General features: G+C 43.5%; 13 protein-coding genes. 3 read left to right on the top strand and 10 right to left on the bottom strand.

Annotation, left to right across the window (positions count from 1 at the left end):
* The first annotated feature begins 127 nt into the window (after window positions 1–127).
* Window positions 128–532 carry an START-like domain-containing protein gene (locus tag HQ43_RS07030; protein ID WP_052079433.1) on the top strand — a complete coding sequence of 135 codons (405 nt, stop codon included), beginning with the start codon at window positions 128–130 and terminating at the stop codon, window positions 530–532.
* 187 nt (window positions 533–719) lie between these two features.
* On the opposite strand, the gene eno is transcribed toward HQ43_RS07030, so the two are convergent.
* From eno to HQ43_RS07015, 3 genes are all read right to left on the bottom strand, one after another.
* Window positions 720–2,006, bottom strand: a complete 1,287-nt coding sequence (gene eno, locus HQ43_RS07025) for a phosphopyruvate hydratase (protein ID WP_036791543.1) — start codon at window positions 2,004–2,006, stop codon at window positions 720–722.
* A gap of 86 nt (window positions 2,007–2,092) precedes the next feature.
* Window positions 2,093–3,295 (bottom strand): glycine C-acetyltransferase, encoded by a 1,203-nt coding sequence (gene kbl, locus HQ43_RS07020; protein ID WP_036791540.1) that lies wholly within the window; start codon window positions 3,293–3,295, stop codon window positions 2,093–2,095.
* 26 nt (window positions 3,296–3,321) lie between these two features.
* Window positions 3,322–3,777 carry a type I restriction enzyme HsdR N-terminal domain-containing protein gene (locus HQ43_RS07015; protein WP_036792710.1) on the bottom strand — a complete coding sequence of 152 codons (456 nt, stop codon included), beginning with the start codon at window positions 3,775–3,777 and terminating at the stop codon, window positions 3,322–3,324.
* Window positions 3,778–4,834: 1,057 nt separating this feature from the next.
* Between HQ43_RS07015 and holA the strand changes: the two genes are divergently transcribed.
* Entirely contained in the window at window positions 4,835–5,860 is a 1,026-nt protein-coding gene (holA, locus tag HQ43_RS07005; protein WP_036791536.1) for a DNA polymerase III subunit delta, read from the top strand.
* 16 nt (window positions 5,861–5,876) lie between these two features.
* Window positions 5,877–6,431 carry an NUDIX domain-containing protein gene (locus HQ43_RS07000; protein ID WP_036791534.1) on the top strand — a complete coding sequence of 185 codons (555 nt, stop codon included), beginning with the start codon at window positions 5,877–5,879 and terminating at the stop codon, window positions 6,429–6,431.
* Window positions 6,432–6,630: 199 nt separating this feature from the next.
* Here HQ43_RS07000 and HQ43_RS06995 read toward each other — a convergent pair whose 3' ends face one another.
* From HQ43_RS06995 to HQ43_RS06965, 7 genes are all read right to left on the bottom strand, one after another.
* Window positions 6,631–9,501, bottom strand: a complete 2,871-nt coding sequence (locus HQ43_RS06995) for a collagen-like domain-containing protein (protein WP_152567498.1) — start codon at window positions 9,499–9,501, stop codon at window positions 6,631–6,633.
* Window positions 9,502–9,703: 202 nt separating this feature from the next.
* On the bottom strand, window positions 9,704–10,900 hold the full coding sequence (locus tag HQ43_RS06990) for an OmpA family protein (protein WP_036791532.1): 1,197 nt from the start codon (window positions 10,898–10,900) through the stop codon (window positions 9,704–9,706).
* 35 nt (window positions 10,901–10,935) lie between these two features.
* Window positions 10,936–13,794, bottom strand: a complete 2,859-nt coding sequence (locus tag HQ43_RS06985; RefSeq protein ID WP_036791530.1) for a hypothetical protein — start codon at window positions 13,792–13,794, stop codon at window positions 10,936–10,938.
* A gap of 1,092 nt (window positions 13,795–14,886) precedes the next feature.
* Complete coding sequence (locus HQ43_RS06980; protein ID WP_036791527.1) at window positions 14,887–15,897, bottom strand: electron transfer flavoprotein subunit alpha/FixB family protein; 1,011 nt, start codon at window positions 15,895–15,897, stop codon at window positions 14,887–14,889.
* 25 nt (window positions 15,898–15,922) lie between these two features.
* Complete coding sequence (locus HQ43_RS06975) at window positions 15,923–16,708, bottom strand: electron transfer flavoprotein subunit beta/FixA family protein (protein ID WP_036791523.1); 786 nt, start codon at window positions 16,706–16,708, stop codon at window positions 15,923–15,925.
* A gap of 9 nt (window positions 16,709–16,717) precedes the next feature.
* The gene (locus tag HQ43_RS06970) at window positions 16,718–17,857 is read right to left on the bottom strand and encodes an acyl-CoA dehydrogenase (protein ID WP_036791519.1); all 1,140 of its coding nucleotides are present in this window, start codon (window positions 17,855–17,857) and stop codon (window positions 16,718–16,720) included.
* Between the two features lie 264 nt (window positions 17,858–18,121).
* A complete protein-coding gene (locus tag HQ43_RS06965) occupies window positions 18,122–19,474 on the bottom strand; it encodes an aldehyde dehydrogenase family protein (RefSeq protein WP_036791517.1) in 1,353 nt (450 codons plus the stop codon).
* Window positions 19,475–19,480 lie beyond the last annotated feature (6 nt).

The following is a 19,480-nucleotide window of genomic DNA, read 5'->3' as shown; positions in this document are numbered from 1 at the left end:
TTTAAGAATAACAACCCTTTTTCAGTAATAAAATGCCATTTAAGAGAACATTTATATTTAATTACGATATTCTTTGTTAATCAAATATCTTTTTGTATATTAGGGGCATCACCAAGAGTTATCTGCTATGAAAGTGCATGAGACATCGTATAGAGAAGAGTTTCTATTGAATCATGTTTCTGTAAAAAGCTTATGGAATCAAATCTCTACATCTAAAGGATTAGCAGATTGGTTTGCGTACAATGTGGAGAGGAATGCGGATCAGTTTATATTCTTTTGGGATAAGAAGAACATGTCAACAGCATTGCTCATAGTCTCCGATCCCGAAAGATTTATCTCCTTTCAGTGGGAAGACGAAGCTCCGAACAGTCAAGAAGCGCGTTATCTGTCCTTTGAGATCATTAAGGCAGAAATATCCGGAGCGGTCTCTCTACTCGTAAGAGATGATGCTCTTTCCACAGAAGATCCAAGTGCCGATGCTATCTGGAGCAAGCACATATCACAGTTGAAGAAAAGCCTTGGCTTGATGTGATTACTCTTCGAAAGTATCTCTACCGGAGATAAAAAAGAAACAAACAAACGGCTGATAAGAGCCAAAACAGACCGCCGAGACTTTTACGAAAAAACAATGATCTTATGCAAAAAAACCGATACAGATGCAACCACATCCGTATCGGTTTTCCTATTATTCTCCGAGAAGCTTTCGCTTCCGGTCCGAATTACTTGCGAACTACTCTCTTGTAGCCATACTGAGCAAGTTCACCAAGCTCTTCTTCTATGCGAAGAAGCTGGTTGTACTTAGCCATACGGTCCGAACGGCTGAGAGATCCGGTCTTAATCTGTCCGGAGTTTGTAGCCACTGCGATGTCTGCAATGGTTGAGTCTTCAGTTTCGCCCGAACGGTGAGAAGTAACGGTAGTATAGCCGTGACGGTGTGCAAGCTCTATGGTATCCAATGTTTCGGATAGCGTTCCGATCTGGTTCACCTTAACAAGAACAGAGTTAGCGCATCCCAACTCGATACCCTTGCGTAGGAACTCTACGTTGGTAACGAACAAGTCATCACCCACAAGCTGTACCTTATCACCTATTTCGGCTGTAAGCTTAGCCCATCCGCTCCAGTCGCCTTCGTCCATACCGTCTTCGATAGAGTCGATAGGATACTTAGCCACAAGCTCTTTAAGGTATGCCACTTGTTCGTCAGAGTTACGCTTGGCGCCTTGAGGGCCTTCAAACTTAGAATAGTCATATACACCATCTTTGTAAAACTCTGAAGCCGCACAGTCCAAAGCGATACGAACATCTTCCCCCGGCTTGTAACCTGCCTTGCGGATAGCTTCCATGATAGACTCGAGAGCATCTTCCGTACCGGAAAGAGCAGGAGCAAAACCACCCTCATCACCTACTGCGGTAGAGAGGTTACGGTCATGAAGCACTTTCTTAAGGGCATGAAAGATCTCGGCACCCATACGCAAACCTTCACGGAAAGAAGGTGCGCCCACAGGGCGAATCATAAACTCTTGGAATGCGATAGGCGCATCGGAGTGAGAGCCACCATTGATGATGTTCATCATAGGTACAGGCAATACATAAGTGTTAGTACCACCGATGTAGCGGTACAACGGCATACCGAGATACTCTGCTGCTGCTCTGGCCACTGCAAGAGACACACCAAGCATGGCGTTTGCTCCGAGTTTAGACTTGGTCTTAGTGCCATCGAGCTCCAGCATTACGCGGTCTATCTTTCTTTGTTCAAGTACAGAGTAGCCTATAATTTCCGGTGCAATCACAGTATTGATATTCTCTACTGCCTTAAGTACACCCTTTCCGAGATAGCGGTTCTTGTCTCCGTCTCTAAGCTCAAGAGCTTCATTCTCACCTGTGGATGCTCCCGATGGAACAGCTGCACGTCCCATTACGCCGCATGCCAAGTGTACATCTACCTCTACTGTTGGGTTACCTCGCGAGTCTAACACTTCGCGTCCGATTACTTTGATTATTTCCATAAAAATGTTTTTAGTTTGAACTACGACATTTATCTCTTTTATATCTGTTCAAAGATAGTAATATTTGTCGAGACTCTCCCTATTATTTACTTTATTACACCCATCTCTTTGCCCACTTTGATGAAAGCGGCGATGGCTCTGTCCAGTTGCTCTTGAGTATGAGCAGCAGAAAGTTGCACACGGATACGTGCTTCGCCTTTCGGCACTACCGGATAGTAGAATCCTGTTACGTAGATACCCTCCTCCAACAGACGGGCTGCGTAGTCTTGCGAAAGCTTGGCATCGTACAGCATGATGGCGCATATCGCACTCTGTGTAGGCTTGATGTCGAAGCCGGCATCCACCATTCTTGTGCGGAAATACTCTACATTGGACATCAGAGTGGTGTGTAGCTCATCGCTTTCGTTCAGCATCTTGAACACTTCCAAAGATGCTCCCACCACTGCGGGAGGTATAGAGTTGGAGAAGAGATAAGGACGGCTTCTCTGGCGAAGCATGTCTATGATCTCTTTAGGACCGGTTGTAAACCCTCCGATAGCACCTCCGAATGCCTTTCCGAGCGTACCGGTGTGGATGTCTATACGTCCGTAGCAGTCGTACTTCTCTGCCACACCTCTACCGGTGGCACCTACCACTCCGGCGGAATGACACTCATCCACCATCACAAGAGCATCGTACTTCTCTGCAAGATCGCATATCTTGTCCATAGGGGCTACGTTTCCATCCATCGAGAAGACACCGTCCGTAACGATGATGCGATGGCGTTGGGCTTGAGCCTGTTTGAGACACTCTTCCAGCTCTTCCATGTTTGCATTGGCAAAGCGATACCTTTTGGCTTTACACAAGCGCACTCCGTCGATGATGGAAGCGTGGTTGAGAGAGTCGGATATGATGGCATCCTCTTCTCCGAAAAGCGGTTCAAAGACACCGCCGTTGGCATCGAAGCAGGCAGCATAAAGGATTGTGTCTTCTGTCTTGAAGTAGCGAGCGATCTCCTGTTCCAGCTCTTTGTGAAGATCTTGCGTACCGCAAATAAAACGTACGGAGCTCATACCGTAACCGTGGCTTTGGATAGCCTTGATGGCTGCATCCTCTACTCTTTTGTTGTTACTGAGTCCGAGATAGTTGTTTGCACAGAAGTTGAGTACGCTCTTTTCTGTTCCGTCCGCGCCTTGAACCTTAATTTCAGAATACTGAGGAGTGGTGATGATTCTTTCATTCTTGTACAGACCTGCAGCTTTAATCTCTGAAAGCTCACCTTGCAAGTGCTGTTTCATTTTTCCAAACATAAATCTTAGGTTATTTTAGGTAAATATTATTTTGCATCAAACTTATTTCCCGCCTCCTGCACCTCTGCATAAGAGGGAATGGAGCGCAGCATCTCAAACGGATCTTCCGGCGTAAGACGGCGAAAGCAGGCTATCCTCTTCCCATTGGTAATGATGATGTAGAGTACGCCCAACGTGGCATTGTACCGCAATGCCTGCTCCAAAACCTCCGGCGTAAGGGCTACGCTCTCCGCCTTATACTCTATCAAAAGAAGCGGACGAAGGGAGTTATGATACACCACCGTATCTGCCCGGCGAGAGAGTTTTCCCACCTGCAACGACACCTCATTCGCCATGAGAGCGGGCATATAGCCATAGGAGGAGATGAGCAGATGCACAAACCTCTGCCGGACATACTCTTCCGGGGTGAGAGCAACGTATCTGCCACGAAGGCGGTCAAAGATCTCTCTTTTTCCATCCCCGACCGGCCGGATTCTCGGCATTGTCTCTTCACTTCGGCTCATCTTCTTATTCTACGCTCCGCAGTTGGTAAAAAATACTCCGTTACGAGTACGAAGTTAGGAAAAAACATTGTAACAGACTTGCTTTGAAGGCGCAGATTCTTCTCTCTTGAAAGGAAAGAAAAAGAGCCGAACCCGAATACTCCGAAATGGAGCAAAATAAGACCGATCAGGGTCGGGATGTTTTATATAAAAACAGAGCTTCGGAACGGAGCCGGAAACCTCTTCTCTTTTTCCGCTCTGGAGGCTCATCTGTTCTGACAAAATACATAACAACCTATCAATGAAAGAAATAGAGAAAATCTCAAATTCGGAAAAAATTTTTTCTCAGTCCATTTCATGGGGCTTTTTCGCGTTAATAGCTGTGAATTTTAACACCCCTACCTGTAAAGAAAATCTAATAAAGAAATTTGCATTTTCAGGTGCTTTTTAAGGCAAAAACAGGTAAATGACTGATTATTAGCGTTTTGATGTTTTTGGCTAAACACGTTAATCGAATCCGGTAAACGTGTTAAGTGAAATCAGTAAACGTGTTCGTTGAAAAATTAAACACGTTAAGCCGACAAAATATGCTCGTTTACTGTTTTTGACGAACAGGTATCGAAATTTGTGTTAATAAAAAAGCCCAAATTTAACAGTTCGGTTGTGCTCTGAAAACGACCCCTCCGATCAAAATAGAGAGCGAGAAAAAAGTGAGCATTTTTCGGGATGGAATATATAAAAAACAGCCCTCCGAAAAGAGAGCCGAAAGAGGATACTTTTCCCCGTAAAAGGAGAAAGGGATAAAGCACAAAAGGGTAAAACGAATACGAGGTAAAGAATTTTCATCCTCTACCTCGTATCGGGGGAGCGGGGGGATTACTCCCTCCCTCTCCAAGTTTTAACTTTAATCTTGATGCAAAGATAGAAATATTTTTTTACAAACACAAAATCCACAACAAAATGAATGCGCAAGATATAGACCTTTCGCACAGAGAGAAGCGGAGGTTTTCACTATATTTGTTGGGGAATAAAAGATTTATCTCAAACCTCAAGAGATATGCCATATATTGAAGATTACGAAAAAGTGATGGCTCTTATCTCCCCCGAAAAGAGTCCGAACCTCTACATACTCGGAGGAGAAGAGGTCTATCTGACATCGAGAATAGAGAAAGCGATCCTGAACAATCTGCTGGACGAAGCGGAGAAGGACTTCAATCTCTCTATCCTTTATGGTGCAGACACTTCGCCGGGCGAGATTCTGAGCCATGCCCTTCGCTATCCGATGATGGCGAAACATCAGCTCGTGGTGGTGAAAGATGCCGGTAAAATGCACAGCCTTGATGGTATGGAGAGCGTGATAGAGCGACTCCCTGCAACCACGATACTGGCAATGAATTTCGAGGGAAAGAATCTGGACAGACGAAAGGCTTGGATAAAGGTGGCGGAGAAGAGCGAAAAGAGCGTGGTGTTCAACTCTCCGAAGCTGACACCATACAAGATTCGAAAACCGCTGGAGTGGCTTATGAAAGAGGCAGGAGTGCTCCTCAGCGAGCCGGGAAAAGAGTTGCTGCTGGAGAATAGCGGTACAGACCTCACTCGCCTGTACCAAGAGCTGCAGAAGCTATCCCTGACATCGTATGCGAAAGAGGGCGTGGTGATTCCGCCCACTGCGGTAATGGAGTACATCGGTCTCTCCAGAGAGTTTACCATATTCGAGTTCCAAAAAGCTCTTGCCTCTAAAGATGCCGCAAAAGCACTTAAAATAGCCAGAGCGTATGCAGCTGATCCGAAAAATCATCCCGTACAGATGATTCTCTCAATGCTGTTCAACTTCTTTTCCAACCTGCTCATCGCTTTCGATGCGCCCTCCAAAAGGGAGGAAGACCTGGCTAAGTTTTTGGGACTCAACTCCGCTTTTCAGTCGAAAGACTACCAGTACGCCCTGCATCATTTCCGAAGACCCAAGGTGATGAACATCATCTCCCTCATCAGAAGATGCGATGCACGCAGCAAAGGGCTCTATACAAACGATACGGATCCGGCGCCGATACTTACGGATCTGGTATTCTATATTACCTCTTGAGATCTTGAGAAGCATTATGACACACGTTTTGTCTCACTTCCGGTTCTGTCCTCACTGTGGCAGCGACCGGTTTTTCCCAAATAACATCAAGAGCAAACGCTGCGATCATTGCGGATTTGTCTACTACCTGAACCCCTCTGCGGCTTGCGCTGCAATCATACGGGAGAAAGGGTCGGGGCGTATCTTGGTGGCAATAAGAGCGAACGAGCCGGCAAAAGGTATGTATGACCTGCCGGGCGGATTCTCTGACCTGAATGAGTGTTCGGAGGAGAGCATCCTGCGTGAAGTGGCAGAAGAGATCTCCCCTAAGCTGGTAGAGGATGCAGCCGACACGCTTCGCTTTCTCTTTTCACGCCCTAACCTCTACCTCTATTCCGGCATGACCATCCCGACAATGGACATGATCTATCTTCTTGAAGTGGAAGATCTCTCTCCTTATGTCGGAGAAGGAAGAGACGATGTGGAGTCCCTCATCGCTCTGCATCCCGATGAGATAGATCCGAACAAGTTTGGCTTCGACTCCATACGCCGGGCATTCGTCAAGTATCGGGATATGGAGAGACATTCATAGCAGAATGATCTCCAGGCAAAAGACTCTTACAGTAGTATAAAAGGTTCGTCAAAAGGGAAATCCTTTGACGAACCTTTTTTTCGTAGCAGAGAAGCTTCAATTAAGAGCATAAAAAGTCGCAGGACAAACCCGACTAATGTCCGAGCTGTCCTGCGAAAAATATATGCCTGACTATTCTCTATAAATATTTTACAGAATATTAGTCATTGGTTTCCGAGTAGGTTATAGTTACCGGTGGGTGTCCACTTTCAAGGTCTATTCTATAAGTTCCGTCAGAATTTCTTCTGATTATACCCACTCCGTAGTCTCCTTGACGTGACCAATGTCTTGTCCTTGAGGTAATTCTACTTCCCAAATAAACTGTATTCATGAAGAAGCCCGGTGTTGATGGTCCGGAAGGATTCAAGTCACTCCGAGAAATAACCTCTCCGATACCCGGTATATTGATAGTTGCCATTGCAAAGCCATAAGTAATCTTCAAGGCTTCTTCTTTTGAATAAAGCTTCGGATAGACATACTCTAACTGCTTTCCGCCATGACCAACAAGAGTTCCCACCAGCATGACTTCTTCCGGCATACGTGTAAAGTCCATCTTAGAATAATCCCATTCACCTTTCACACCTAAGAACAGATCCGGGATGTTAGGATTTGAATTTTTCTGAACTTTGATCAGTTTGAGACTCTTTAATGTAGGTCCGATTTGGAAAGGTTCCATAAATGCAACGCCTTCCCAAGTTACCTTTGCACCATAATAAGAAGTATGCTGTGTCACAGTGAAATAGTCTTTCTGACCCGGTTGCCAATTTGTAGCATATCCAGCTTTTCTCCCAGTATGGTGGGGCATGATATATCTATTGGCACGAATCTCGAAGATTCTATCCGTACGGAAGCCCTGAGTGCTATTCCCCATGTCTATGGCTTTATTGATAGTTCCCACAGGATCCAAATGGTCGGTTACCGGATAGGGAATAAACTTTATCTCTGTTACCTTAGGCAGATAGTTCGGCAGGTCTTCCCATTGTTTACCCGGATCTACTTGTCTAAGTATTCTAAAGAACAGCCTAACATGATCATAGATTAGAGGTCTGTGAGGTGCCACACTCTCTGCCAATACGAGCTTCATCTGCATCTGATTAGGAACGTATGTATTGGTAGCAGACTGCTTTGTCATTCCACCTATAGTAACCTCTTTAACATATCCCCAACGCTTTTCAACTTCAGGAATTAGAGGAAGGTCTTCACGAGGGATCATGAATTCTCCCTTATCATTTGCTTGGAAGGTCTTGTCCGCAGGAAGACCCGGCATACCTTTCACAGTAGCAAAAGGAGCCAGGTTTCCATTATCATCATAAACCTTATAAAGCACTCCTCCATCTTCTGTACGTACATATTCACCGAAATCTTTTTGAGAATACTGTGCAATAACGTTTGGAATACCTTTGATGATCTTAACAATCGCTCCCGGTTGTCCCGGTTCTCCCGGTTTACCATCGGACCCATCATCACCATCACGTCCACGCAAGTATTCAAAGAAGTGATCTATGGTATCGTCCCCTTCGGGCCACTCTTCGCCTGTTCTATGGTTGCGCAAAGGATCTGCCGTACCGGCACGAGCCTTAAGTTCATCGTACCAAAGCTTATAGGCAGAGATACCAGACTTTCCATTTGGACCTGTGAGGTATCTGAAGAAGTCATGTTCACTCACTTCACTGGCAGGCCAATTTTCTCCAGGTTTATTAGGATTTTTGATCTTACCATCAAGCACGTCTCTCTTCCAAATCTCATAAGCAGAAAGACCATCTTTGCCATCGTCTCCCTGATCTCCTTTCTTTCCCTTAGCTCCACGAAGATATCTCCAGAAGTCTGCAATAGTATCTTCATTCTCAGGCCATGGATTACCAGTCTTATGATCTATGATCTTTCCCGCTTTAAGATCATCAAACCAAAGCTCGTATGCAGATTTTGCATCGCTTCCGTCCGCTCCCTTCTTACCACGTGCAGGAATGCTGGTATCAACATCTCCAATCCACCAATTGCCATTCTCTCCAATGCGTGGAGAAAGCCCATCTTTGCCATTTTTACCATCCTGTCCTCTGGCTGGCACTCCGGTATCTTTATCGCCAAACCACCAGTTGCCATTCTCGCCAATGCGTGGAGAACGGCCATCAATACCGTCCTTGCCATCTTGACCTGCCGCAGGAACACCGGTGTCTTTACCGTCAAACCACCAGTTACCATTCTCTCCTATTTCCGGAGAGATACCATCTTTACCATCGGCTCCATCTTTACCATCCTGACCTTTGGCCGGTATGCCGGTGTCTTTATCACCAATCCACCAATTGCCATTCTCGCCAATGTGTGGGGTAGTACCGGCAACACCGTCCTTACCATCTTGACCTCTGGCAGGTATTCCCGTATCTTTATCACCAAACCACCAGTTGCCATTCTCACCAATATGCGGAGTGACTCCGTCTCTACCATCTTTACCATCTTTACCTTTGAGGTATTGGAAGTAGTCGACCAGTTCCACTTTATCTTTTGGCCAATCTATGGTTCCGTCAAGGACTTCTTTCTTCCATATTTCATAAGCAGAGACACCGTTCTTACCGTCTTTACCTATCGTACCATAAGCATATACTCCAGTGTCCTTGCTACCGATCCACCAATTGCCATTCTCGCCAATATGTGGAGTCTTACCATCTCGACCGATAATAAAATCCCAAAAGTCTGCTTCTGTATTTCTTTCTGCAGGCCACATCTCTTTTGGATTGTGAGGATTAGGAGTCTTACCATCCGCTATCATCTCTTTCCAAAGCTCATAGGAAGACTTACCATTTTCTCCCTTATCTCCTTTCTGACCCTTGATGTAAACAAGAAAATCTGTTACATCAATTTTATCTTTAGGCCAGTTGATTTCTCCGGCATTCACTTGTTCGACCCAGACTTCATATGCAGATCTACCGGTAGGACCTTGAGGTCCGTCGGGAAGACCAAAGTTCATATTCCCGCAAGATGATACCGATAAAGTGAACAAGAATACCCAGAAACCGAATATTGCTTTCTTGGTCATAAGCATCATTGTTATTGTTGTTTCTTTAATTATACACCAAGCACTCTCGAAGTAAACTCTTCCGAAAGAGTGCTAATACCTGTGTTTGAGATTCCAAACCTCAAAGTAAAGACCGGAGCACTTGAGAGAAGCACTCCAAGTGCTCCGTATCTTGTAATATGTCTGTTATCTCAAAACATCACTTTGTTTTCAGAGGATAGTATTACTTAAGGTAGTTCCAATAGTCCATATTGATAACTCTCTCGATAGTAACCTTACGATCACCTCTACGAGTGTTATCCGGAGCACTTTCCTTAACGTAAGCAACCTTCTTACCCACTCCTCTGAACTTAAGCATCTCACGAGGAATATTTCTCTGAATAAGAGCATCTACAACAGCTTTAGCGCGACGCTCAGATAGACCGAGATTATAGTTTGAAGAACCAACAGCATCTGTATAACCAATAATAAGATACTTGCGGTTAAGATCTCCTCTCAATATATCTGCAATTCTATCTATAACTTCCTGAGAGTCTTGTGTAATAGTAGCCTTATCAAACTCAAAGAATACATAGTTAAAGAGTTCGCAAAGAGTTTCGTCACGCTCGATTACCGGAGTAGGAACAATCTTCTCTATAATGGTAGGTTTTTCTACAATGCGCTCAATAACTCTTTCGGTATGTCTGATTTCAGGAGCAGGTTTCTTAGACTTGCCTCCGATACGCCACATCAGTCTTGCAGTTCCCTGCCAAACATTTGCAACATTTTTATGAGGCATGTAGAGATAGTCAGCCTGCAAACCTATACCAAATCCATTGGAAAGCCACATATTGATACCGGTACCAAAAGATACAGGAAAGAGTTGCTTTTGGTCTGCACCACTCTTGTTGTGGTCAAGATCAAAACCCCAATTCATTTGGGATCCGTCGTAGTTCTCAACACCATTGTACAACTGAGTAAATGTCTTATACATATAATTGGCTCCCACACGGAAGAAAGGATCAATGTATTTGGATTCAAAATATTCACCCAAGCGCCATTGAAGTCCAAGGCCTCCCATATACAAGAAACGATCTTCTGTTTTACCTTTTCCGATCGGATCCTTTGCGTATCCTACCGTCCCTTGCAAATCCAAATAGAAGTAAGGATTAAGTTCTCGGGCAATGTAAAGATTTCCTCCAAAAAGAAGATCTCTTTTATTTACCTTGATCTCATGACCTACGGGAGCCTTTTGGAAATCCAAAACGCTCATGCGAGTCATGTGCATACCTGTCCCGCCAATTCCTATTTCCCATGCTCTCTTATGCTTCTTCTCTTGTTCGGGGCGAACTTCAGACTCCGTGTATGTTTGAGCCACTACTTGAGGAGCCAAAAGCACAAACGACAACCCAAGAATATATTTAGAAAATTTATGTATCATAATTTTATTCATATCTGATTGATTCAAACAAGAAATTAGTTTTCGTAAGTGACAGTCACTTTAGGCAAACTAGCCTTTGCATTCTGTACATGGTATCCGGCAGAACCCTTCAACAAGACTCCCAACTTTGTCTCAGTTGGATGCAAATGCAAAAAGTCTTTGTCAATATCCTTGGAGTTACGAAGAGTCTTCACAAATATTGTAGAGCCTAAATATACTGTACTAGAAGTATACGATGTTTGATTTGGACCCGCAGGATTCTTGTCACTACTACTTGTTTGTTTTCCCGGTATAGCCTCATAGTAGAAATATGCAAAAGACGGGGTTAGTGCCTGAGCTTCAGCTTTTGGCATTTTGTCCGGAGTAACATAATCCACACCACCAACTGCATTGTACAAAAGATTTCTTCTGTAGAAGCTATCCAACTTAATATCGTCATAATTAAATTGTCCACGTACACTTGAGAAGAATACCTCATTGTGAAGATTCTTATTTTCGGTCTTCAATGTCAAACACTTAATTGTAGGAGGAGCTTGGTATGGAGCCATTTCACAAACACCATTCCACTGAGGATTCTCTCCGTAGTAGGATGTCTTTTGCTTTACCGAGAAGTACTTCTTTGTTCCATCCCAATAATCCGAGTAGTTATTCTTAAACTCATACTTGTTGGTCATCACATAACGCTTTGTTGGAAGCAACACAACATCTGTAGCACGAGCAATAGAAGCCAATTCTTGATTTGTAATGGTATTCGGATCATTTCCATTTGTTAAATAAGATGCAATGACGATATTAGTCAAATCAGGCAAATAACTTGGAAGATCCACCCAAGCTCCATTAGGATCGACTTTTCTTTGAATACGGAATCCTAAAATATGGCTATCCGACAAGATTGGTTTATTAGCCTCAGAGGCAACATTCGGATTTTCAAATATTATTCTTGTTCTAATTCTGTTAGGAACATAAGTATTAGGAGCAGATTCTGCTGCCGGTTGTCCTTGTATTGTAACGGACTTAACTTTACCCCAACGTGCTTGGACATCTTGGATCTCCGGAAGATCTTCTTTTTCTACGGTAAAGTAACCTTCATGATCGGCTGTATAGCTCTTGGTCTCAGCCATACCAGGAAGACCTGTAACGACAGCCCCTGGAGCTGGTTTCCCTTCCTTATCATATACTCTATACTGAACACTGCCATCCTTAACACTGACATATTCACTATAATTGATCTGAGTGTATTGAGCAATAACGTTAGGAGCTCCTGCCAAAATAGTTATTTCAGCACCTGGTTTACCCGGCTCACCCGGCTTACCATCTTTACCGTCTTTACCATCTTTACCACGTAGATAGTCAAAGAAGTCATCCATGCTGTTCTTTTCTTTTGGCCATTTTTCTCCTGTTCTGTAGTTCATCAATGGCTTAGGACCATCAAATCTTTCTTCCAATTCTTTCTTCCAAAGAGCGTATGCAGAAAGACCATCCACTCCGTTCTTACCTGTAAGGAATTCCCAGAAGTGATTTTCGTCCACCTTTGTCTTTGGCCAATTTTGAGTAGGATTATTAGGATCTTTTATCTGATCCTTAAGAACCATTTGCTTCCAGATTTCATAAGCAGACAATCCATCTTTTCCATCATTACCTTTCTCTCCCTTGTCTCCCTTAGCACCGCGAAGGTATTTCCAGAAGTCCGTAAGAGTAATTTTATCAACCGGCCATGGATTCCCTGTTTCAGGATCTGTTATTTTACCTGCCTTAACATCTTTAACCCACAACTGATATGCACTTAGACCATCGGCTCCATCTTTACCCTTTTCTCCTTGGGCAGGCACTCCGGTGTCTTTGTCTCCAATCCACCAATTACCGTTATGACCAATATGTGGAGACGTTCCATCTTTTCCATCCTTTCCATCTTTACCCTTGGCAGGTACGCCGGTATCTTTGTCGCCAATCCACCAGTTACCATTCTCGCCAATGTGTGGAGTAACCCCGTCTTGACCATCTTGACCATCTTTACCCTTGGCAGGTACACCGGTATCTTTGTCGCCAATCCACCAGTTACCATTTTCTCCAATATGTGGAGTAACACCATCTTGACCATCTTGGCCATCTTTACCATCTTTACCCTTGGCAGGTACACCGGTATCTTTATCACCAATCCACCAGTTACCATTCTCTCCAATATGTGGAGTAACGCCGGCAACTCCGTCTTTACCATCTTTACCCTTAGCAGGTACACCGGTATCTTCGTCTCCAAACCACCAGTTACCATTAGGACCGATATGTGGAGTAACGCCATCCTTTCCATCTTTACCATCTTTACCTTTCAGGTATTGGAAAAAATGGGAGATTTCTACTTTATCTTTTGGCCAATCTATTCTTCCTGCCAAGACCTCTTGTTTCCAAAGTTCATAAGCAGAGAGACCATTCTTGCCATCGATTCCATCCTTACCTCTTGCAAGCACTCCCGTATCTTTACCGCCGATCCACCAGTTGCCATTTTCGCCAACATACGGTGTATTACCGTCTCTACCGGTGATAAAGTCCCAAAAGTCTGCCTCTGTATTCCTTTCTACAGGCCACATTTCAGAAGGATTGTGTGGATTTGGGGTATTTCCTTTTGCTATAAGCTCTTTCCAAAGCTCGTATGCAGATTTTCCATTTTCCCCTTTATCTCCCTTTTCTCCTTTTATATAGATAAGGAAGTCAGCCATAGAAACTCTGTCCTTTGGCCACTTAACTTTTCCAAGTTCAACTTGTTCTTTCCAGATTTCATAAACAGACTTACCATCTCCTCCCTTAGGACCCGGAGGCAGATGGAAGTTCAGGTCGCTACAAGAATACACAGTCAGTGTAAGCAGCAACGCAAAGAAACCAAATAATGTTTTTCTTACCATAAATGTTTGTAAATTAAGTCGTAAAAGCTACGAGGTGTCTTGCGGAACAACCCTTTCCGCAAGATGACAGAAAAATACCTCGAAAACTCTCTACATTGAATTTATACTCTAAAATCTTATATACCCTCGAAACTATTTATAATCTTATTCTAAATCTCTACTGACGAGTGAAATAAAATAAACAATCCGGTTGCACAAAGATACGACCTTTTATAATAAACATAACAAGAAAGGGTGCTTTTAACTACCATTAAAAATAAATATACAAATCAAACAAAATACACACAAAAGAGATAAGATGCCGGAGTTATTTGAACAGCCGATTATCAGAATAATATTACCTAAACTCAGAAACAAAATAAGAAATTGATTTTATGAAAAATAAATCTCAACCATCAGACTAAAGATTCTGCTTTGATGACCTTACCATCTATTGTTTATTCTTTTTCACTTCCAATGTGGGAAGATCCCTAAAACTTATCATAAAGAAAACACTTTTAGAAAGTAAAGAACTTCTAAAGTTTGAAAACAACAATCTTTTCTAAGTAATATCAGCCCGTAGGGCATTTTCATTTTCAAGGTAAAATAAAGGAAGAAAACCTTTTCAGGGGTGCTTGATTTTACCAATACAATCAGAAGAGAGATATCCTCGAAAAGATTGCAAAAAAAGAAAGTAAAAGCCCTATCCCCGGAATAAACTTTCTGTTTACACTCTCTAAAAGTGTGCAGAATACTTTTACTTCTCCTTCTTGATATGGTTAAAACCGGAAACAAGGAGATAATTCCCTAAAAGCAAATGTTGGTTTGCAAAAAACAAAACGTGAATCCCTAAAAGCAAATCTTGGCTTACAAAAACAAAAACATGAACTCCGAAAAGCAAACCTCGATTTCAAACATTCTTAGGTATCAGCTTACTTTCGCAACAGGTTAAAAGGACTTTTTCAACAGGTTCTTTCTAAAAAATGTCTTCCTTCCGGTCGTATGTTTCAATATCACAGCTTTGTCTTATCTCCGAAAGAAAAAAGACTCCTCCCGAATAGTTCCGCAAGGGCTACCGGGAGGAGTCTCAAGTTAAACACTAACACTTATCGCTTATTTCTTTTCTTGCTGTGCCGATTTTATCTTGGCAGTAAGGATAGGTACGACCTTATGAAGATCTCCTACAACGCCTAAGTCTGCCACTTGGAATATCGGAGCATATTTGTCTTTGTTTATGGCTATGATGTATTCGCTCTCTTCCATTCCGGCCAAGTGCTGTATAGCTCCGGAAACACCTATTGCCATGTAGACATCGGGGCGAACAGTCTTTCCGGTCTGCCCTACTTGTCTTTCGTGTCCGACAAGACCGGCATCTACCATAGCGCGTGAAGAAGCGATCTCTCCATTGATAGTCTTAGCAAGTTCCGAGAGCTTGGAGAAGCCATCGTGAGTTCCCACTCCACGACCACCACAGACGATAAAGTGCGCCTCGGTAATGTCTATCATGTTCTTCTCCTCTTTTTCTCTCTTAAGTAAACGCACACGGAATTTGGATGTATCGAATGGTACGGAGATTTTTTCCACCTCCCCTGTACGATCATACTCCATGGCTTTGCGTCTCATCACTCCCGGACGAACGGTGGACATCTGTGGGCGATGATTCTTGCTGATAATCGTTGCCATGAGATTTCCTCCAAAAGCAGGACGAGTCATCAAAAGATTACGATCATCCCCTATTTCGAGAGAGGTACAGTCTGCTGTAAGTCCGGTCAAAAGGCGAGCAGAAAGACGAGGACCAAGGTCTCGCCCGATAGTTGTGGCACCAAGTAGCACAATCTCAGGCATTTTGCTGTTGATAACGTGTGTTACGGCTTGTGCATAAGGCTCTGTCACGTAGTGTTCCAGATGCTTATCATCTACAACGAGAACAGTGTCTGCACCTGCTGCTATCAACCCCTTTGCTTGGTCTGCAACATTATAACCACACAAAAGTGCTGTGACTTTTTCTCCTAAAGCCTCTGCTAATTCACGAGCCTTACCTATCAACTCGTAAGCAACATTCTGAATGACTCCTTCGCGTTGCTCTGCGAAGACCATTACTCCTTTATATTGTTCTTTATTCATTGTCTTTAGTATGAGGGGTTAGGAATCAGATGATAAATTTCTCTCTCAACTTATTAAATATGATATCTGCAGCTTCTTCCGCTGTAATATCCTCGTGCATGGCTCCCATCGCTTTTGCACCTTTGGTGAACGAACGCTTCACGTTGGTCGGAGATCCTGCCAAACCGATACGGGTAGGATCTACTTCTATCTCGTTTGTACCCCAAACTTCGATAGGCTTATCGTAAGCTTCCATAATACCTCTTACACGCATGTAGCGGGGTTTGTATGCAGAGACAAGGAATGTAAGCATACAGGGCAGATCTACTTCGAGTATCTCGTGTCCTTCTTCTGTTCCTCTACGAACGGTCAAAGTCTTGCTGCCGTCATAGTCCACACTTTCTACATAAGTAATCTGAGGAAGATCCAGCTGTTCGGCTATCTGTGGTCCTACCTGTGCAGTATCACCGTCTATCGCTTGGCGACCGGCGAAGATCACATCACACTCGATCTTTGCCAAAGCTCTTGAAAGAGTATAGCTGGTAGCCAAAGTATCGGCTCCTCCAAACTTCTTATCGCTTACAAGAATAGCCCTATCTGCTCCCATGGCATACGCTTCCCTCAAAATGGCTTCCGCTTGAGGAGGTCCCATGGTTACTACCGTTACATGTGCATTATACTTGTCCTTGAACAAAAGCGCCTGTTCCAATGCGCCCTTATCATCAGGATTCATTATACTTACCACTCCATCACGGATCAGTGTTCCTTTTACAGGATCCAGCTTTATCTCCGTAGTATTTGGCACTTGCTTTATACAAACAACTATTTTCATGATCGGCGATTATTTTAGTAGGTTAGCAGCAATAACCATGCGTTGCACTTCGCTGGTTCCTTCATATATCTCGGTAATCTTGGCATCACGCATCATGCGCTCTACTGGATATTCACGGGTGTAACCATATCCTCCATGGAATTGTACAGCCTTTACTGTCATATCCATAGCCGTTTCTGCAGCATAAAGTTTTGCTTCTGCGGATTCCATGCTGTACGGCATGCCCATATCTTTCTTCCAGCTTGCCAAGCGCACAAGAAGACGTGCGGCATCTATGCGACATTGCAGATCTGCCAACTGGAATTGTGTATTTTGGAACTTGGCGAGACTCTTCCCGAACTGCTTACGCTCTTTAGTGTACTTCACAGTCTCATCCATGGCACCTTGTGCTATACCCAATGCTTGAGAAGCTATTCCGACACGACCTCCATCAAGTGTCTTCATAGCCACTTTGAATCCTCCTCCGACACGTCCCAAGAGGTTTTCTTTAGGAACGATACAGTTTTCAAATATAAGCTCGCATGTTGCAGATCCACGGATACCCAACTTCAACTCTTTCTTTCCGATAGAAAAACCGGGGGTTCCTTTCTCTACGATAAAGGCAGTGATACCTTTTGTCCCTTGCGACTTGTCTGTCATAGCAAATACGATATAGACATGTGCATACTCCGCATTTGTAATGAAGATCTTGTTACCATTAAGGACATAGTGATCACCTCTATCTTCCGCAGTAGTCTGTTGAGCTGCAGCATCTGTTCCGGCATTAGGTTCTGTAAGGCCAAATGCTCCTATCCATTCTCCGGAGCATAGCTTGGGAAGATACTTGTTCTTCTGTTCTTCTGTTCCATGTTCATATATAGGAGCCACACAAAGAGAAGTGTGCGCAGAAAGGACTACACCGGTGGTAGCACATACGCGAGATAGTTCTTCTACTGCCATAGAATACATCTGATTGGTAGCTCCCGCTCCTCCGTATTCTACCGGAATGGGGATACCCATCAGCCCTATCTCTCCCATCTTTTTTACCGTTTCGATGGGGAAACGTTCTTGTTCGTCAATCTCAGCAGCCAGAGGGAGCACTTCCTTCTGAGCAAACTCTCGGATCATCTCAAGGAACATTTGTTCTTGTTTGGTTTGAGAAAAGTCCATAAATCTCTGTTTGTATTAGTTTATTTAACATTATGTCTTTCCAACATCGCCTCTATACCCTTCTTTATTAACAGAATGTATTTGGAGGCTATCGGAGTGGCGTATTGCAAGAAAAAAATCTAAGACAATGGTTCTTCGGAACAAATGTAACTCTTTTTCTCCATCTGCAAAGCCTTATTGGGGAACAAAGCTACCCGGGGCTACCATGCAGAGACAGCCCCGGAACTTTACAGTATAAATTATAAAACGACTATTCTATTTATGTTATGCCCAAATCTCTTCATCTGTTGGAACTTGAATCCTCGCAGAGATAGGAGCTACTCTTGTGATATTGAGCATATGTTTATAGGTAAAGTTCTCTGAAATAGAGTTATTTCCCCAAGTACCACACCCCAAAGTGTTGGTTACAGCCAAACCATTTTGAATAGAACCTCCCGCTGTCGTAGCACAAGAAGCATTAACAATAACTCTGGAAACAGAGATTTCTGAACCAGCCTTGATGATGTTTGCCTGATTATTGGAGTGAACACCCGCTGTGTGTCCGCTACCTTCCATGAAGAGGTTGGCTTTCATCATCTCAATACCTTCCTCAAAATGAGTATAGCCATAGCATCCAAGTACCGGACACATTTTTTCTTTACAGATTTCATCTTCGTGGGCTATACCATGTGCTTGAACTATAAGTACACGAGCATCCGCAGGCACCTTTATTCCTGCCTTCTTTGCAATAAACTCTACACTTTGACCTACAATATCTCTCTCAAGTTTTCCATCTTTGAAGATAGCTCCAACAACAGCATCTCGATCTTCTTCAGGAACAATATATCCTCCATGACGTTGGAATGCTGCGAGCACTTCTTCCTTATCTTTCTTCGGATACACAAAGAACTGCTCACCCGAACATATAATGCCATTATCAAATGCTCTACCTGTTACGACCTTTTCAGCAGCATCGTCATAGTCGATATGACTATCCAAAATCACCTGAACATTACCGGCACCCACGCCAAAAGAAGGCTTTCCTGAAGAATAAGCACTATGTACCATAGGCATACCTCCGGTGGCAACAACCACGTCTGTTGAAGCCATCAACTCTTGTGTCTTCTCAATAGATGGTTCTTCTATCATTTGAATCAGATCTTCAGGAACACCAAGTGGTTTTACAGCCTCCTTGATTAGCTTTACAGCCATGCCTGAACACTCTTTACTTTTTGGGTGAGGAGCAATGATAATAGCATTCTTGGTCTTAAGAGCAAACGCAATCTTAGACATCGGAGTTACGATAGGATTGGTCATCGGAGTGATACCGGCAATAACACCAATAGGTTTAGCTATCTCGATAAGACCGGTACGCTGATCTATACCAATAATACCCATAGATTTCTTGTCATGAAGGTTGTACCAAACACCCTTAGACTTGTTACGATTCTTCGCAACCTTATGTTCGTAAACACCCATTCCTGTTTCATCCACAGCCAAACGAGCCAACATTTCTGCATTATCGTAAATTGTTTTTGTTGCAGCTTTTACTGCCATGTCTGCAGCTTCTTGATTAAAGGTTTGCTCATACTGCACTTGTGCAACACGAGCGCGCTGCACCATTGTTTTAATGTCCATGTTCTT

Source organism: Porphyromonas canoris (assembly GCF_000769115.1).
GTDB lineage: Bacteria > Bacteroidota > Bacteroidia > Bacteroidales > Porphyromonadaceae > Porphyromonas_A > Porphyromonas_A canoris.
The sequence above is the reverse complement of the archived record's forward strand: the minus strand, read 5'-3'. Positions and strand labels throughout refer to the sequence as shown.

Coding starts and splice junctions, on each gene's coding strand:
- HQ43_RS07030 (WP_052079433.1), top strand. CDS start 128: ATGAAAGTGCATGAGACATCGTATAGAGAAGAGTTTCTATTGAATCAT.
- eno (WP_036791543.1), bottom strand. CDS start 2,006: ATGGAAATAATCAAAGTAATCGGACGCGAAGTGTTAGACTCGCGAGGT.
- kbl (WP_036791540.1), bottom strand. CDS start 3,295: ATGTTTGGAAAAATGAAACAGCACTTGCAAGGTGAGCTTTCAGAGATT.
- HQ43_RS07015 (WP_036792710.1), bottom strand. CDS start 3,777: ATGCCGAGAATCCGGCCGGTCGGGGATGGAAAAAGAGAGATCTTTGAC.
- holA (WP_036791536.1), top strand. CDS start 4,835: ATGCCATATATTGAAGATTACGAAAAAGTGATGGCTCTTATCTCCCCC.
- HQ43_RS07000 (WP_036791534.1), top strand. CDS start 5,877: ATGACACACGTTTTGTCTCACTTCCGGTTCTGTCCTCACTGTGGCAGC.
- HQ43_RS06995 (WP_152567498.1), bottom strand. CDS start 9,501: ATGACCAAGAAAGCAATATTCGGTTTCTGGGTATTCTTGTTCACTTTA.
- HQ43_RS06990 (WP_036791532.1), bottom strand. CDS start 10,900: ATGATACATAAATTTTCTAAATATATTCTTGGGTTGTCGTTTGTGCTT.
- HQ43_RS06985 (WP_036791530.1), bottom strand. CDS start 13,794: ATGGTAAGAAAAACATTATTTGGTTTCTTTGCGTTGCTGCTTACACTG.
- HQ43_RS06980 (WP_036791527.1), bottom strand. CDS start 15,897: ATGAATAAAGAACAATATAAAGGAGTAATGGTCTTCGCAGAGCAACGC.
- HQ43_RS06975 (WP_036791523.1), bottom strand. CDS start 16,708: ATGAAAATAGTTGTTTGTATAAAGCAAGTGCCAAATACTACGGAGATA.
- HQ43_RS06970 (WP_036791519.1), bottom strand. CDS start 17,857: ATGGACTTTTCTCAAACCAAACAAGAACAAATGTTCCTTGAGATGATC.
- HQ43_RS06965 (WP_036791517.1), bottom strand. CDS start 19,474: ATGGACATTAAAACAATGGTGCAGCGCGCTCGTGTTGCACAAGTGCAG.